The 15427-nt window shown below is 73.8% G+C and carries 15 protein-coding genes; 3 read left to right on the forward strand and 12 right to left on the reverse strand.

Annotated elements, in window-relative coordinates; translation table 11 throughout:
- Nucleotides 1-47: 47 nt before the first annotated feature.
- Entirely contained in the window at nt 48-1058 is a 1011-nt protein-coding gene (locus ACFC1T_RS20175; protein ID WP_375890390.1) for a D-alanyl-D-alanine carboxypeptidase family protein, read from the reverse strand.
- A 390-nt stretch (nt 1059-1448) separates the two neighbouring features.
- Here ACFC1T_RS20175 and ACFC1T_RS20180 point away from each other — a divergent pair, with 390 nt between their 5' ends.
- On the forward strand, nt 1449-2609 hold the full coding sequence (locus ACFC1T_RS20180) for a hypothetical protein (protein WP_375890392.1): 1161 nt from the start codon (nt 1449-1451) through the stop codon (nt 2607-2609).
- Nucleotides 2610-2652: 43 nt separating this feature from the next.
- On the opposite strand, the gene ACFC1T_RS20185 is transcribed toward ACFC1T_RS20180, so the two are convergent.
- The 7 genes from ACFC1T_RS20185 to ACFC1T_RS20215 form a co-directional block, all read right to left on the reverse strand.
- A complete protein-coding gene (locus tag ACFC1T_RS20185; protein ID WP_375890394.1) occupies nt 2653-2955 on the reverse strand; it encodes a hypothetical protein in 303 nt (100 codons plus the stop codon).
- Nucleotides 2956-2962: 7 nt separating this feature from the next.
- Entirely contained in the window at nt 2963-4012 is a 1050-nt protein-coding gene (locus tag ACFC1T_RS20190; RefSeq protein ID WP_375890396.1) for a ketoacyl-ACP synthase III family protein, read from the reverse strand.
- A gap of 52 nt (nt 4013-4064) precedes the next feature.
- Nucleotides 4065-5435: an MFS transporter gene (locus ACFC1T_RS20195; RefSeq protein ID WP_375890397.1), complete on the reverse strand. Its 1371-nt coding sequence runs from the start codon at nt 5433-5435 to the stop codon at nt 4065-4067.
- The gene (locus tag ACFC1T_RS20200; RefSeq protein WP_375890398.1) at nt 5426-6625 is read right to left on the reverse strand and encodes a cytochrome P450; all 1200 of its coding nucleotides are present in this window, start codon (nt 6623-6625) and stop codon (nt 5426-5428) included. The genes ACFC1T_RS20195 and ACFC1T_RS20200 overlap by 10 nt, the downstream gene beginning before the upstream one ends.
- Before the next feature lie 187 nt (nt 6626-6812).
- Entirely contained in the window at nt 6813-7253 is a 441-nt protein-coding gene (locus ACFC1T_RS20205; RefSeq protein WP_375890400.1) for an acyl-CoA thioesterase, read from the reverse strand.
- A 25-nt stretch (nt 7254-7278) separates the two neighbouring features.
- Entirely contained in the window at nt 7279-8337 is a 1059-nt protein-coding gene (locus ACFC1T_RS20210) for a methyltransferase (protein ID WP_375890402.1), read from the reverse strand.
- A 38-nt stretch (nt 8338-8375) separates the two neighbouring features.
- Nucleotides 8376-9407, reverse strand: a complete 1032-nt coding sequence (locus tag ACFC1T_RS20215) for a methyltransferase (protein ID WP_375890404.1) — start codon at nt 9405-9407, stop codon at nt 8376-8378.
- A gap of 215 nt (nt 9408-9622) precedes the next feature.
- On the opposite strand from ACFC1T_RS20215, the gene ACFC1T_RS20220 reads away from it, so the two are divergent.
- Nucleotides 9623-10528 carry a proline iminopeptidase-family hydrolase gene (locus ACFC1T_RS20220; protein WP_375890406.1) on the forward strand — a complete coding sequence of 302 codons (906 nt, stop codon included), beginning with the start codon at nt 9623-9625 and terminating at the stop codon, nt 10526-10528.
- 20 nt (nt 10529-10548) lie between these two features.
- Nucleotides 10549-11322: a TIGR03619 family F420-dependent LLM class oxidoreductase gene (locus ACFC1T_RS20225; protein WP_375890408.1), complete on the forward strand. Its 774-nt coding sequence runs from the start codon at nt 10549-10551 to the stop codon at nt 11320-11322.
- A 96-nt stretch (nt 11323-11418) separates the two neighbouring features.
- Here ACFC1T_RS20225 and ACFC1T_RS20230 read toward each other — a convergent pair whose 3' ends face one another.
- The 4 genes from ACFC1T_RS20230 to ACFC1T_RS20245 form a co-directional block, all read right to left on the reverse strand.
- Complete coding sequence (locus ACFC1T_RS20230) at nt 11419-12969, reverse strand: GMC family oxidoreductase (RefSeq protein ID WP_375890410.1); 1551 nt, start codon at nt 12967-12969, stop codon at nt 11419-11421.
- 71 nt (nt 12970-13040) lie between these two features.
- A complete protein-coding gene (locus tag ACFC1T_RS20235) occupies nt 13041-14267 on the reverse strand; it encodes a beta-ketoacyl-[acyl-carrier-protein] synthase family protein (protein WP_375890414.1) in 1227 nt (408 codons plus the stop codon).
- Nucleotides 14264-14503, reverse strand: coding sequence for a phosphopantetheine-binding protein (locus ACFC1T_RS20240; RefSeq protein ID WP_375890416.1), 240 nt, complete (start codon nt 14501-14503; stop codon nt 14264-14266). The genes ACFC1T_RS20235 and ACFC1T_RS20240 overlap by 4 nt, the downstream gene beginning before the upstream one ends.
- A 67-nt stretch (nt 14504-14570) precedes the next feature.
- Nucleotides 14571-15338: a BTAD domain-containing putative transcriptional regulator gene (locus ACFC1T_RS20245; RefSeq protein ID WP_375890417.1), complete on the reverse strand. Its 768-nt coding sequence runs from the start codon at nt 15336-15338 to the stop codon at nt 14571-14573.
- Between the last annotated feature and the right edge of the window lie 89 nt (nt 15339-15427).

Genomic DNA, 15427 nt, shown 5'->3' on the forward strand with positions numbered 1-15427 from the left:
GGTCCCGGAGGCCGCCACCACCACCGGAGCCGCCCCGCTGCCCGCGCTCACGCCCACTCCCGCTGACCGCCGTCGAGCGCCGCCAGGGCACCCGGCAGCTTCTGCCGCAGAGCGTCGACGAGCCGCCCGCTGTTCTCCAGCGCCGCCCGCAGGCCCTCGGTGGGCGTGGTGCCCGCGCGCTGCCCGAGCACCACGCCGTAGACGAGCCGGCGACCCGGGCCACCCTTGCCGTCCGGGACCTCCAGGGCCCACATCAGGTTGCCGCCCGCCGGTGTGCTCGACCCGGTCTTCAAGCCGACCACCCCGGGACGGTCGAGCAGCGTGTTGGTGTTCCGCAGCGGTTCGGCCCGCCCCGGGAGCGTGGTGCTGCGCAGCGCCACGGTGGCCCGCAGCGCCTGCTCCTTCATCGCCTCGCGGGCCAGCTTGAGCTGGTCGGCGGCGGTGGACACGGTCGTGGCCTCGAAGCCGCTGGCCCCGGTGTAGGTCGTGCCGGTCATCCCCAGCCGGGCCGCCTCCGCGTTCATCCGTTTCACGAACGCCTCCTGGCTGCCCGCGTCCCAACGGGCCAGCAGCCGGGCCACGTTGTTGGCGGACGGGAGCAGCATCACCTCCAGCAGCTTGCGCTGGGTGAGCCGCTGCCCCTCGGTGACGGGAGCCGTGGACTCGCTCGCCGAGACCGACTCGGCCGCGGCCTGCGCGTCGACCGTGATCGTCGGCCCGTCCTCGCCGTCCTTGAGCGGGTGGTCCCGCAGGACGACGTACGCCGTCATCACCTTGGTGACGCTCGCGATCGGCACCGGCTGCTGCTGCGGCCCCTTGACCCCGAGGACGCCGGCCTTCGCCACGGCGACGGCCGCCTGCCCGTCCGTCGGCCACGGGAGGTCGAGGTCGGCGACGGCCTCGGGCGCCGGGAGCACCAGCGCCCCGTCCGCCCGGGCGTCCCCGCCCGCACCGGGGCCCGCGCCCGGGCCGCCGTCGGGCAGGGCGGCCAGCACGCCCCCGCCGGCACCGGCGACCAGCACCCCGGCCAGCGCCCACAGCACCCCGCGGCGGGGCACCCGGCCCCGGCCGGACCCGGGACGACGGTCCCGGCCTTCATGGTTGGTGAGGACTTTCCTAACGACGGACACGACGGCTGCCTCCCGGAGCAGAGGGACACGGGCCCCGGTGCCGCCGACGGCCACCGGGTGTGCCCACAGCCTCCGCGACCAGCGCTTCCGCCCGGTCGGAGCGGGGCTTCCACCGGCACGCAGTCGTGTATCAGCCGTGTACCGGCCGCCGCCGACGCACCTCGGCCCCTACCGGCCCGCCCCGACGCCGTCGGGGCGCACCTCCGTGCGGGAGCACACCCGTGCGGAGGCGGACGAGTTGCCGGGATGGGAGCATGGTCGTAGTGATGACGGCCATCCGGATTCCTGGCGACCTGGAATCCGTGAGGAGCTCTTCCCATGTCAGGGCCCATTCAGCCACCGCCCGAGGACTTCGCACGGTCCGGCGAGGGCGTCGAACTGCGACCACCGAACGGCCTGCCCGAGGTCCCCGGCTTCGACCCCGCCGAGCTCCCGCCGGAGCTGCTGGAGGCGCGGGCCGCGATCGAGGAGGTCCTGAGCGGGCAGGGTGACGAGCGCAGCGGAGCCCGCTCCGCGGACGACGTGACCGAGCTGACCAACATCCAGGGGATCGGCATCGGCAGATCCACACCGTCGGAGCGCGGCCCGGCCGGCACTGCCGTGGGGCCGGGGCGGCCGACGCTGACGGTCTACCTGACCCGGCCGAGGACGGCCGAGGACGTCAGGGCGGTGCTCGTCGAGCGCATGGGCGTCGGCGCCGCCGCGTCACCCGGGGTGGTCGTGGTCCCGGTCGTGACCGGGCCGATCGAGGCGCACACCTTCGAGCTGCGGCAGCGGCCGGCGCCGGGCGGCGCGTCGGTCCTCGGCAACCCCAACGCCCTCGGCTTCGGCTTCGGCACGCTGGGCTGCCTGACCACCGGCCGGTCCTCCCCGCGCGACCAGCGGACGCTCATCCTCAGCTGCAACCACGTCCTCGCGAACAGCAACCTGGGGCAGCTCGGGGACTGCGTCGACCAGCCCGCCACCGGCGACTTCGGGGTCTGCCCGGACGACCTGATCGCCGTGCTGGAACGCTTCGTCCCGGTGACCTTCGGCGGGCCCGTCAACCTCGTGGACTGCGCGACGGCATGGGCGGACCCGGCCAAGGTCAGCCCCAACGTCCTGGCCCGGGGGCCGGGCGGGACGTTCGAACTGGCGATCAGCTCCACCACCGCGGCCGCGACGGTCGGCCTGGCGGTCGGCAAGAGCGGGCGGACGACGGAGGTCACCGCGGGCACCGTCCAGGAGGTGGGAGCCTCGCACTGGGCCGACTACGCGGGAGGCAACTCCGCCTTCTTCTCCGGCTCCCTCGCGATCACCGGAAACCTCGGGCCGTTCGCCGCGCTCGGGGACTCCGGGGCGATCGTCTGGACCGACGACGACAACCGCAACCCGGTCGGCATGCACTTCGCCGGCACCGTCGATCAGCGCAGGGCGTTCGCGAACCCGATCGACGTCGTGACCCAGGCCCTCGACGTCTTCATCACCGGCACCCTCTGAGCGCGACGCCGGCGGACGCCACCGCCACCAACGGCCGGACCGGCTACGCCCCCTGACCCACCCCACCCTCGCCCCCGCCCCGCCCGCCCCGGGGGCGACCCCCATGCCGGAGGGTCAGGCCGATCGCGAGTTCGGCGCCGATCTGCTGGAACAGCTGGCCGAAGCTCGCCGGGAGCTGGCCCGGTGGGCGCTGCGGGAGCGCCGACACATCGGCCCGAGGGGCCGCCTGCGCATCGCGTAGGACGACGGCCGGTCGCACGACGGGGGCCTCGTCGTCCTCAGTGCCGTCGTCCTCGGTGCCGTCGTCCTCGGTGTCGTCGCCGCTACCGACGCTTCTCAGGGACATCCGCACCTCACCTCTCCGGGGCGCTCCAGTCCGGGACTTCGAGGACCTCCACCACGGCGGCGGACCAGGTGAATCCCGCTCCGACACCGAGCAGCAGCACCAGATCTCCGGGGCCCACCTGGCGGTCCTCGACCAGCCGGGCCAGTCCGGCGAACTGGTCGCCGGCGCCCAGGTGGCCCACGCCTCGGCTCCACGGCCAGGTGGTCCGCTCCGGGGCGATGCCGAAGGGCCGGAAGAATGCCGACTCCAGCCTGCGGCGTCCGAGGTGGGGCAGCACGAACCGGGCGATGTCGGCCAGCTCGACCTTGGCCTCCGCCAGGACGCCCTCCACGGCCGAGCGCTGCCCGCGCGCGGCCCGCTCCACCGTCGCCCGCATCCCGTGCCGGGCGAGGTACTGCTCCTTGCACTCCTCCAGGTCCACCTTCCGGACGCCGCCGTCGGCGGGCGGCCGGAAGGCGTGGTCTCCGCGGTGCATGCGCTCCAGCCCCGGATCGGAGACCGTGACCAGGGCACGCAGGCGCGCGAAGCCGGTGCTCCGCGCGAGGACGAGGGCGGCGCCGCCGTCGGCGTAGACCGTCCCGGGGTCTGCACGCCAGCGGTCGAAGGCGGGCGGGCAGAAGACGTCCCCGGCCGTCAGCAGCGCAGTGGCCGACGACCCGCCGGCCCGCAGGAAGGCACCGGCGAGTTCGACGGCGGCCATGCCGCCGTTGGAGACCTGGCGGATCTCGACGGCCGGGCAGGCCGCCGGTCCGGTGCCCAACGCCAGGGCCTGGACGTACGAGGCCGCGCCCCAGAGGTCGTGGCCCTGGTCGTAGAGGGTGGCGTGCAGGAGCAGCCCGATCTCGGAAGGGTCGCGTCCGGCGCGCCGCAGGGCGAGCCGGGCCGCGCGCGCGGCCATGTCCGCCGCCGAGTCCTCCTCGGCGGCGATCCGCACCGCCTGCATTCCGGTCCGGACGGCCTCGCTCTCCGGGAACGCTCCCGACGCGACCGCTTCGGCGACCGGGACGGCCCGCGGCAGCCAGGAGGCGCAACCTGCGATGTACAGCTCGTCGGTCATCGAGATCCTTCTCTGCTGGGGAGACGGGGACTTCGGCACGGCGAGGGGCGGCTCAGCGGACGCCGCGCACGCGGCGGACCAGCATCCCGCCGCCGAGCGTCAGGCCGGCGGTGACCACGTACAGCGACCGGTAGCCGCCGGGGGAGTTCACCAGGGCAGCCGCGAGCAGCGGGCCCAGCAGGTGGGGCAGCACGTTGGCCAGGTTGGTGATCCCGAGGTCCCTGCCCCCGTCGTCGGCGCTCGGCAGTACCTGGGTGATCAGGGCTTGGTCGACCGAGACGTAGACGCCGTACCCGAGGCCCATCAGCCCGGCCGCGACCAAGGCGCCCGGCCAGCTGGGCCACACCGCGAGGAGCAGGGCTGCCGCGGCGATCACCGCCCCGGCCGCCGTGACCGGGGTGCGGCGGCGGCCGGTCCGGTCGGAGTAGGCCCCGCCGGCGAAAGCGGCCAGCACGATGCCCAGCGAGTACAGCGACACCAGGATCGTCAGGCCCTGCTCGGCACTGCGGCCCGGGAAGCGCTGCTCGTAGTGGACCTCGTCGCGCAGGAAGTACAGCAGGTAGAGCGTGCCGACGGCGTTGCCCGACTGGATCAGGAACCGGCTCGACCAGGCGAACCGGAAGTCCGGGTGGCCGGCGAAGGCGAGCCGGACGCCACCGAGGAAGCGACGGAGGCCGGTGCCCGGAGACGGCCGCTCCGACGACCGGTTCAAACTCCGGTCCGGCCGCCGGTCCAGCCGTGCGTCGTCCCTGACCAGGACCAGGAACACCACGGTACAGACCACCAGGACCAGCGCGACCAGCGCGTAGCGGCCGGCGCCGCCGTCCACCACCGAGGTCACCAGGGCGGTGCCGGCCAGCAGCGACACCGGTTGGGCGGCCCCCGTCCAGGCGCTGACCCGGGCCCGTCGGGCCACCGGGACCCGGTCGGGGAGCTCGGCCATCAGCCCGGCCAGGACGGCGCTGAGCCCGAGTTGGACGACGGCCCAGCCCAGCGCGATCCCGGCCGCCGTGGACCGGCCGGAGGTCAGCAGGAGGCCGGCGGCGGCGACCAGGGCTCCCCCGGCCACCCAGGGGCGGCGGCGGCCGAAGCGGGAGGTGGTGCGGTCCGACAGGGCGCCGGCCAGCGGGGTGGCCACCAGGCCGACGAGGGCGCCGATCCCGGTGACGAGCGCGAGCAGGGCCTCCTTGCGCTGCGGGTCGATCGTCTCCAACTGGCCGGCGAGCAGCACCTGGGCCGGCGTGTAGAAGGCGGTCCAGAGCCCGAGCGAGGCGACGACCAGGCCGGTGACCAGGCTCGCTCCCGCCCGGGGGTCCGGCCGGGGCCCGGCCGGCTCCCCGGGGAGCCCCGCCGGTCCGGCCCCGGCCGGGCCGGGGCGCGGGCCGGGTGGGTTCGTGCGCCGCCCGGCCCCGGTCACGCCCATGTGACCGGGAACTCCGTGTAGCCGCCGAGCGCCGCGAAGTCCCGCCATTTCAGGGCCTGGAGGTCGACGGCCAGTTCCAGGTCCGGGAAGCGCTCGAAGAGCATGCGCAGCCCGATCTCCATCTCGGCCCGGGCCAGCGGCGCCCCGATGCAGAAGTGCGGCCCGTGCCCGAAGAAGAGCTGGGTCGACTCGGTGCGGTGGATGTCGAAGCGTTCCGGGTCGCGGAAGACCGTCTCGTCCCGGCAGGCCGAGCCGATGTGCTGCATCACCGCGGCACCGGCCGGGATGACGACGTCCCCCAGCGCGATGTCGGTGCCGGCCCGGCGGGGTGAGATCACGCCGCCGGGATTGTCCAGCCGGAGCAGTTCCTCGACGGCCGCCGGCCACAGCGAACGGTCCTTCCGCAACTCCGCCAGTTGTTCGGGGTGGCGCAGCAGAGTCAGGACCGCACTGGCGAAGACGGTGACGCTGGTGTCGTGTCCGGCGACCAGCAGGGCGGTGCCCAGACCGACCAACTCGGCCTGGGTGAGCGGCCCTTCGGCGTCGGAGAAGGTGGTGAGCGCACTGAGCAGGTCATCCCCGGGGTCGGCGCGCTTGTGGTCCACCAGGTCCGAGAAGTAGGCGCGCATGTCCAGGTAGGCCTGGCGGACCTCCGCGGCGGGAAAGTCCCGTAGCGACATCATCCGCTCGGTCCAGCCGACGAACCGGTCCTGGTCCGCCAGCGGCACGCCGAGCATCTCGCAGACGATGCGCAGCGGGACGGGACGGCCGAAGGCCTCGTTGAGGTCGGCCGGCCGGGGCCCCGCCGCCATCTCGTCCAGCACCTCGCCGATGACCGTCTCCATCCGGGGGCGCAGCTCGTCGACCCTGCGGGTGGTGAAGGCCTGGGCGGCGAACTTGCGGACCCTGGTGTGCCGCGGCGGGTCCATGTTCAGGATGACGTCCGGCGAGGGGGCCGCGGCCTGGAAGCGCGGCGCGTCCGGCTCCAGCATCAGCGCCCGGCTGAACCTGCGGTCGGACAGCACGGTGCGCACGTCCTCGTAGCGGGTGACCAGGTAGGCCGGGTCGCCGGTGGCCAGGGTGATGGGGCACACGGGCTGTTCGCGGCGCAGCCGCGCGTACTCCTCGGGCGGCCGGGCGGGGTCGGTGCGGACCACCGGGTAGGCGATCGTCGGGCGTTCCTCGGACATCGCAGCCTCCGTCGTCTCGGGTCGTCAGCCAGTGTGTCCCGCACCGCTTACGGAGGCCTGACCGCCGCCTGACGGCCACTGCGGGCCCGCCGGAAGGCTTCTGACGGATCACCGTGCACCCGGACGCGAAGGAGCGACGGCCCCGGTGCGGAACCGGGGCCGTCGCTCGGTGGAGGTGGCGCGGTGGCTAGAGCAGCTTCTCGGCCACCTCGTGGAAAGCGGGGGTCCAGGGGGTCGGCCGCAGGGTCTCCTGGTCGATCCGGATGTGCACCCGGCGCCCTTCCGCGTGCACGGTCGTGCCGTCCTCCGACAGCACCCGGAACTCGTAGACCGCGCTGGACTCGGCCAGCTTGCTGATCCAGAAGTGCACCGCGTACGGCACGGTGCCGCGGATCGGCGCCAGGTACCGGACGGAGAACTCCGCGACGGCCAGGAAGATGTCCGGCTGGCTGTACTTCCCGTCGGTGTAGGTGAAGCCGTTCTCCGACCAGAAGCCGGTGAGCGCCCGCTCGACCATCACCGGGTACCGGCAGTTGTGCACGAACCCCATGAGGTCCAGGTCGTCGTAGTGGGCGTAGCCGGGCTGCACGTGCCCGCGATCGACGACGATCCGCGGTAGGGGGGTCATCCGGTGCCTCCGTAGGGTTGGACGGTCAGCCGATGGCAGCTTCGGTGATCGACAGGCTCCCGGGAGTCGGGTGCACGCGCAAGAGCCTCAGCCCGGCCTCTTCGAGAAGTGACGCGAACTCGTCCTCGGTGCGTTCCTTGCCCTCGAACACGGTCAGCATCAGGACGTCGGAGAGCACCGTCCCCGGCGGCACGTCCTCCCGGGGGACCACCGCGTCGACGATCAGCAGCCGCGAGTCGTCTCCCATGGCCTTGCGGCAGTTGCCCAGGATGCGCAGGCAGTCGGCGCGGGACTTGTCGTGGATGATGCGCTTGAGCACGTAGACGTCCCCGCCGGGCGGTACGGACTCGTAGAGGTCGCCGGTCGTCGTCTCCCACCGGCCGGCGACCGCCGGGTCGTCGAGCCGGTGGCGGCGCAGCACGGCGGCGCGCTCGAACAGGATGCCGCGGAGCTTCGGGTTCTTGGCCAGGACGGTCCGCAGGAAGCCGCCGGTGCCGCCCGCGAGGTCGATGACGGTGCCCGAGGCCGGGAACCCGTAGCTGTCGGCGATCGAGGACTCCTCCGTGGCGGACAGGCTGTCCAGCGCCGCGGAGAACAGTTCGGCGGGGGCGCCGTCGCCGTCGACGCGGTCGAACAGCGGGATGCCGAAGATGTCGTCGAAGACGGTGGTGCCCTCGCGGACGGTGTCCTCCAGCCGTTCGGCGGACTTCCAGTACATCTCGTCGGTGAACAGCAGCGCGGGGCTGCGGACCGAGTACGGGACGTCGGAACGCAGCACCTGGGCGGCCGGGGTCAGGTGGAAGGCACCGGCGCCGTCCTCCCGGAACACCCCCCGGGTGGCCAGGAAACGCAGCACCCGGTACAGGAACGGACCGTGCAGCCCCGCCTCCGCCGCCAACTCCTCGGCCGTACGCGGCCCGGCCACCAACCGGTCCGGAATCCCCGCCCGCACCGCCACCCTCAGCGCCGCCGGGTACAGGTACCCCAGCGAATCCCCGAGGACCTGCCGGATCGCCCCCGCGATCCGCGCCGCCTGCTGCGCTTGTTCCGCCTGCCCTGGCTGCTCCGACCGGTCGTCACTCACGGTGTGTCCTCCGGGTTCGTCGAGTGCGGTCGCCCATGTCAGGCCAGGACGGCTTCGACGATGGAGACCGGCCCGTTGGTCGGGATGATCCTGGCGAGCTTGAAGCCCGTCGCGGTGAGCAGCGCGTCGAACTCGGCCTCGGTACGCTCCATGCCGTCGAAGATCGTCATCATGGCGATGTCGTACAGCTTGCCGGGGTCGGGGTCGTTGCCGGGCGGGACGACGCAGTCGACGATCAGCAGTTTGGCGTCGCCGCTCATCGCCCGGCGGCAGGCCCGTAGGATGCGCAGGCAGTCGTCGTCCGACCAGTCGTGCAGGACCCGCTTGAGCACGTAGAAGTCGCCGCCGGTCGCGGTGGACTCGAAGAAGTCGCCCTCTGCGGTCTCCCACCGGCCGGCCGTCTCCGGGGCGTCCAGGATGTGCTGCTCCAGCACCGGGGCCTGCTCGTACAGGACGCCGCGCAGGCCGGGGTTCTTGGTGAGGATGGTGCGCAGGAAGCCACCGGGGCCGCCGCCCACGTCGACGACCGTGCCCTGCGCGGGGAACTCGTAGCTCTCGGCCACCCGGCCCTGTTCGATCGTCGAGAGGTCGGCGATGCCGGTGTGGAAGGTCCGGGCGCTCTCCTCGTGGGTGTTGAGGTAGTCGAAGAGCGGGGCGCCGAAGATCTCGTTGAACACGGTGGTGCCCTCGCGGACGGTGTCCTCCAGCCGCCCGGCGGACTTCCAGTACATCTCGTCGGTCAGCAGCAGCGCGGTGCTGCGCACCGAGTACGGGACGTCGGAACGCAGCACCTGGGCGGCCGGGGTCAGGTGGAAGGCACCGGCACCGTCCTCCCGGAACACCCCCCGGGTGGCCAGGAAACGCAGCACCCGGTACAGGAACGGACCGTGCAGCCCCGCCTCCGCCGCCAACTCCTCGGCCGTACGCGGCCCGGCCACCAACCGGTCCGGAATCCCCGCCCGCACCGCCACCCTCAGCGCCGCCGGGTACAGGTACCCCAGCGAATCCCCGAGGACCTGCCGGATCGCCCCCGCGATCCGCGCCGCCTGCTGCGCCTTGTCGTCACTCACGGTGTGCCCTCCACGTTCGTCCGATGGGGTCGCCGACCAGTGTGCGGCCCCGGGCTGACCGGGCCCTGACGGCTGTTTGACCGTTCCGGCCGTCGCCCCGGGCCCGCCCCGGCGCGCACGCCGTCAAACAGCCGTCAGGCCCCGGTCAGGGGACCGTTCCAGACTCGTCCGGGCAGCCGCCCGCCCCGTGGGCGCGCCCGACGACAGGAGGCACGATGACCGACTTCGAGGCCACGATGGAGTGGCACGGGCGGCGGACCTGGTACCGGATCCTCGGCGACCTCGACGGCGGACGCCCGCCGGTGGTCCTGGTCCACGGCGGGCCGGGCCTGCCCCACGACTACCTGCTGCCGCTCGCGGAGGCGATGTCCGGACCGGCCGGCGGCGGCCGGCCCTGCGTGCTGTACGACCAGTACGGCGCCGGCCGCTCCGGTCACCGCCCCGACGCCCCCGCCGAGCACTGGACGGTGGATCTCTACCTGGAGGAACTCCGCCTGCTGCTGGCCCGGTTGGGGATCGAGGACGGCTTCCACCTGCTGGGGCACTCCTGGGGCGGGATGCTGGGCCTGGAGCTGGCGGTCACCCGACCCGCCGGGCTGCGCTCGCTGACCACGGTCGGGGCGTACGCCGCCTCGCGGACGTACATCACCGAGGTGCGCGCACTCGTGGACGCCCTGCCCGAGACGACGCGTACCGTGATCGAGCAGCACGAGGCGGCCGGCACCACGGAGTCTGCCGCCTTCCAGGAGGCGATGCTGGAGTTCTACCGTCGGCACGTCATCCTGGCCCGCCCGGCGCCGGAGTGCCTGCTGCGCTCGGTGGCGGCCATGCGGGCGGATCCCACGGTGTGCCTGGCCATGATGGGCCCGAGCGAGTTCACCATGACGGGCAGCCTCCGCGACTGGGACATCCGCGAGCGGCTGCACCTGGTGCGCTCCCCCGTCCTGGTCGTCTCGGGGCGCCGGGACGAGGTCACCCCGGCGGCTGCGGACGAGCTGTACGCCGGGCTGCCGAACGCCGAGCGGGCCGTCCTGGAGGCTTCGAGCCACCACCCCCACCTCGAACAGCCCGCTCAATTTCTCGAACTGGCAAGGAAGTTCATCGACCGGGCCGACGCCTGACGACGAGTAGCATGGCCGCCATGACACCCACCGTCGGGCTCTTCGCCATGAACATGAACGCCGCCGCGGACCCCGCGACCGCCGGTCGGATCGCGGGGCTCGCCGAGCGGCTGGGGTACGACTCCCTCTGGGTCGCCGACCACGTGGTCCTGCCCTCTCCGCGCACCGAGGAGTCCCCGCTGGCTCCGGAGACGCCGCTGCTGGACCCGTTGGTGGCCCTGGCGCACCTGGCCGCCCGTACCGAACACGTCCTGCTCGGTACGGGCGTCGTCGTCCTGCCGCAGCGCGATCCGCTGCTCCTGGCCAAGCAGTTGGCCTCGGTGGACGTCCTCAGCTCGGGCCGGCTGCTGTTCGGGGCGGGCATCGGCTACCTGGAGCCCGAACTGCGGGCCCTGGGCGTGGACCCGGCCCACCGCCGGGACCGCGCGGAGGAACACCTGCGCGCGGTGCAGAGCCTCTGGTACGACGAGCGCCCCGCCTTCCACGGCAAGCACGTGGACTTCGAAGGCGTCGACGCCCACCCCCGCCCGCTCCAGGAGCGCGTCCCGCTGTTCATCGGCGGGCACAGCCCGGCGGCGCACCGGCGGGCGGTCACCGTCGGGGACGCCTGGTTCGGCTACCTGCTGGGCCTGCGCGCCACCGCCGAACACCTGGCCGCGCTGCGCGCCGCAGCGGCCGGGACCGGCCGCTGCACGTCTCGGTCGCGCCCGCCCGCCGCCTCGACGCGGACGTGGTCCGGGCGTACGGCGGCCTCGGCGTGGACCGTCTGGTGGTCGTCCCGCCGCTGGACCTGACCGCCGATCAGCTAGCCGACTTCGTCGAACAGCACGCCCCCGCGCGGCTGGCCGCGACCGTACGGCCCTGACCGCGACCGGGCCCGCCCCGCTCCCTCACCCCCCGATGAACGCCGCCGCCCGCTCCCCCACCAGCAGGGCGGGCGCGTGGGTGTTGCCGGTGGTCACCGCCGGGAAGACCGAGGCGTCGGCGACCCGCAGCCCCTCGGTGCCGTACACCCGCAGCCGCGGGTCGACCACCGCGTCGGCGTCGGTGCCCATCCGGCAGGTGCCCACCGGGTGGTGGTAGGTCGCCACCGTGCTCCGGAGCCGGTCGAACGCCGCCGGCCCGCGCTCCGGGTCGCTCGCGTCCGGCCCCGGGTACACCTCCCGAGCGCCCCACTCCGCCCGCAGCGAGGGCGCCGCCCCCAGCTCCCGGCAGAGCTCGACCGCCGCCGCCAGTGCCGCCCGGTCCGCGGCGGTGCGCAGCGTCGCGGGGTCGACCAGCAGGTGGTCCTCCGGATCCGGGCCGGTGAGCCGGATGGTGCCCCGGCTGGTCGGCCGGACGATGCCCGCCTGGAGGGTGAATCCGGTCGGCGGCCCCGTTACTCCCGGCGGGTACATCGGCACCGGAAAGTGCAGCGGTTGCAGATCGGGCACCGGCAGGCCGGGGCGGCTGCGCCAGAACAGGTGGGTCTGAGCCGGGGACAGCCCGGCCGAACTGCGGCCCGGGTCACGCTCGGTGGCGAAGACCACGGGGGCCAGGACGTGGTCGTGCAGCCCCTGCCCGACGCCCGGCAACCCGACCACGGGGGCGAGGCCGACCGAGCGGAGGTGCTCGGGCTCGCCGATGCCCGAGAGCATCAGCAGCCGCGGCGACTCCAGCGCCCCGGCGCTCACCACCGTCTCGGCGGCACGCGCGGTGTGCAGCCCGCCATCCTGCGCCCACTCCACCCCGATGCACCGGGTACCGTCCAGCAGCAGCCTGCGGACCCGGGCCCCGGTCCTCACCGTGAGCTCGGCCCGGCCCAGCACCGGGGCGAGGTAGGCGTCGGCGGCGCTCTGCCGCCGGCCGTCCAGGATGGTCAACTGGGTGCGTGAAATGCCTTCCGGGAAGCCCGTGTTGTAGTCCTCCTGGTAGGGGATTCCGATCTCCGCCGCCGCCTCGATCAGCCCCGCGTGGACCGGGTCGACCCGGTAGTCGGAGAGCACCCGCAACGGGCCGCCCGCACCGTGGTGCTCGCCCGCTCCCTGGTCAAAGTCCTCGATGCTCCGGTAGACCGGTAGGACGTCCCGCCAGGACCAGCCGTCGTTGCCCAGGTAGGCCCAGTGGTCGTAGTCCGCGGCCGCGCCGCGCGCATAGATCATCGCGTTGAGCGCGCTGGAGCCGCCCAGGACCTTCCCCCGCGGCCAGAACAGCCGGCGGCCCGCCGCGTGCGGCTGCTCGACCGTCGTGTACGCCCAGTCCTCGGGGCTCGTCCAGAGCTCGCCGAAGCGCCTGGGGTCGGCTATCGCCGGGTTGTCTGCCGGGCCGCCCGCCTCCAGCAGGAGGACCCTCGCACCCCGGTCCACCGCCCGGCGGGCCACCACGCAGCCCGCCGATCCGGCGCCGACCACGATGACGTCGTAGTCGCCGGTGGGCGAGCCGTAACCGTCTGAGTTCGTCACGTGTGCCGCTCCTCCGCGGGTCGTGGTCGGTGGGGTGCCGTGCGGTGCACTGCCGCGGTCCGCCCGGCGGGTCACGCGGCGGTGAAGGCGAGCACCGCGTTCTGGCCGCCGAAGCCGAAGGAGTTGCTCACCGCGACCTCGATGTCACGGTGGCGCGCGGCGCCGGTCACCACGTCCACCTCGACCTCCGGGTCCAAGGTCGACAGGTTCGCGGTCGGCGGGACCAGCGACCGCTCGACGGCCAGGACGGTCAGGCCCGCCTCGATGGCCCCGGCGGCGCCGAGGGCGTGTCCCAGCACGCCCTTGGTCGAGGTCACCGCCGCTCCGGCGCCCAGGGCCTTGCGCAGTGCCCGCGACTCGACGGCGTCGTTGAGCGGGGTCGAGGTGCCATGGGCGTTGACGTGGTCGACATCCTGCGGGTCCGCACCGGCCTGGGCCAGTGCCGACCGCAGGGCCGCGGTCATGCCCGTGCCCTCGGGGTCGGGCGCGGTCATGTGGTGCGCGTCGGCGGAAGCGCCGTACCCGGCCACCAGGGCCCGGACCCGGGCGCCGCGGGCCCGGGCATCCTCCGGGCGCTCCAGGACCAGCATGCCGCTGCCCTCGGCGATCACGAAGCCGTCCCGGTCGGCGTCGAACGGCCGGGAGGCGGCCGACGGGTCGTCGAGCCGGCCGGCGGACAGCGCCCCCATCTGCGCGAACCCGCTCACCATCAGCGGGACCACGCCGGACTCCGTACCACCGGCGAGCACCACGTCGCAGACGTCGTTCCGCAACAGGTCCAGGGCCGTGCCGATGGCCGTCGCACCGGAGGCGCAGGCGGTCGCGGTGACGAGGTTGGGCCCGCGGGCGCCGAACTCCATGGCCACGTGGCCGGCCACCATGTTGGGGATCAGCATCGGGATGAGCAGCGCCGAGACCGACCGCGGGCCCGCCTCCAGCAGCGACCGGTGCTGCTTCTCCCAGGTCGCGACGCCGCCGAGCCCGCAGCCGACGACCACGCCGACCCTGGCGCCGTCCCAGCCCGTCGGGTCCAGTCCGGCGTCGGCAACGGCCTCGCGGGCCGCCACGATGGCCAGTTGGGTGAAGCGGTCGTGCACCAGGGCGCTGCGCCGCCCGACCAGGCTCCGGGCGTCGAAGCCGGGGACGGTGCAGGAGATGTCCACCGGGATCCCGGCCAGCGCCGGGTCCTTGCGGGCCGTGGACACTCCGGAGCACACACCCTGCCAGGTCGGCTCCACGCCGATTCCCGCAGCGGTCACCAGGCCGAGGCCGGTGACCGCGACGGCCGCCCTGCTCACGAGGACGCCGCCGCTTCCGCCTGCTCGGCGATGATCCGGGCGGCCGTGCCGATGGTGTCACGGGGGGTGGCCGGGACGTCGCCCATCTTGACGCCGAGCTCGGCCTCCACCACCACGAGGAGCTCCACCAGGAAGAGCGAGTCCATCTCGAGGTCCTCGAAGGTGACGTCCGGGGTGATCGCGGCGCGTTCCACCTGGAAGTGGTCGACCAGGATGTCGGCGAGCTTCTCGTACACGGTGACTCCAGGGTGTGAAGTGGTGAAGTGACGGTGCGGTGCGACGCGGCAGGGCGTACCGGGCCGGTCAGGTCAGGGTGAGCACCGGCCGCTGGGCGAGGATCTCCATGTGCCGCTCGCGCAGCGGTGCGCCCGGCGCCAACCCCAGTTCCCGGTCCAGGCGTTCGCGGATCCGGTGGTAGGCGTGCAGTGCCTCGCCCTGCCGTCCCGACTGGTAGAGGGCGATCATCAGCAGCTCGCAGAAGCGTTCGTGCAGCGGGTGTTCCGTCTCCAGGCGGCGCAGTTCGGCCGTGGCCTGTCCGGCGTCCCCGACCGCGAGGCGGGCGAGGGCGAGGTTCTCCCACACCATCAGCCGGCGCTCCTCGTACAGCGCGGCCGCGGCCCGGCAGCGCAGTCCGTCGCCGGCGTCCAGCAGGGCCGGGCCGCGCCACAGCCGCAGCGCCGACTCCAACAGGCGCACGGAGCGTCGCGGGTCGGCCGGGAGCGCCGCGGAGCCCTGGGCCGCCAGCCCCAGGAACCGGTTGGCGTCCACGCAACTGCCGGGCACGTCGAGGATGTAGCCGCCCTGCACGGCGCGCAGCACCGTCGCTCCGGACGGCCGCCGCTGCGGCCCGTCGAGGATCTTTCGCAGCCGGGTCGCGTGGGCCTGGAGGGCGTTGTGGACGTTGCCGAGGGGCTGGCCCGACCACAGCTCGTCGGCGAGTTCCACGGCCGACACCGAGCGGCCGGGGTCCAGCGCCAGGGTGGCCAGCAGGGCGCGCACCTTGTTGGCCCCGATCGGCTGCTCGCGCCGGTCCGGGTACACGGAGACGGTGCCGAGAATCTCAATGCGCACGGCTCTCCTCGGTAGTTCGGCGGGTATTCGATGGTTGTCGCCGCGCGAAAGGAATGTCAAGCGGTCAATTCCCTTCCGGGGAACTGCCA

It is taken from the genome of Kitasatospora sp. NPDC056076, assembly GCF_042266305.1.
In the GTDB taxonomy this organism is placed as follows: Bacteria; Actinomycetota; Actinomycetes; order Streptomycetales; family Streptomycetaceae; genus Kitasatospora.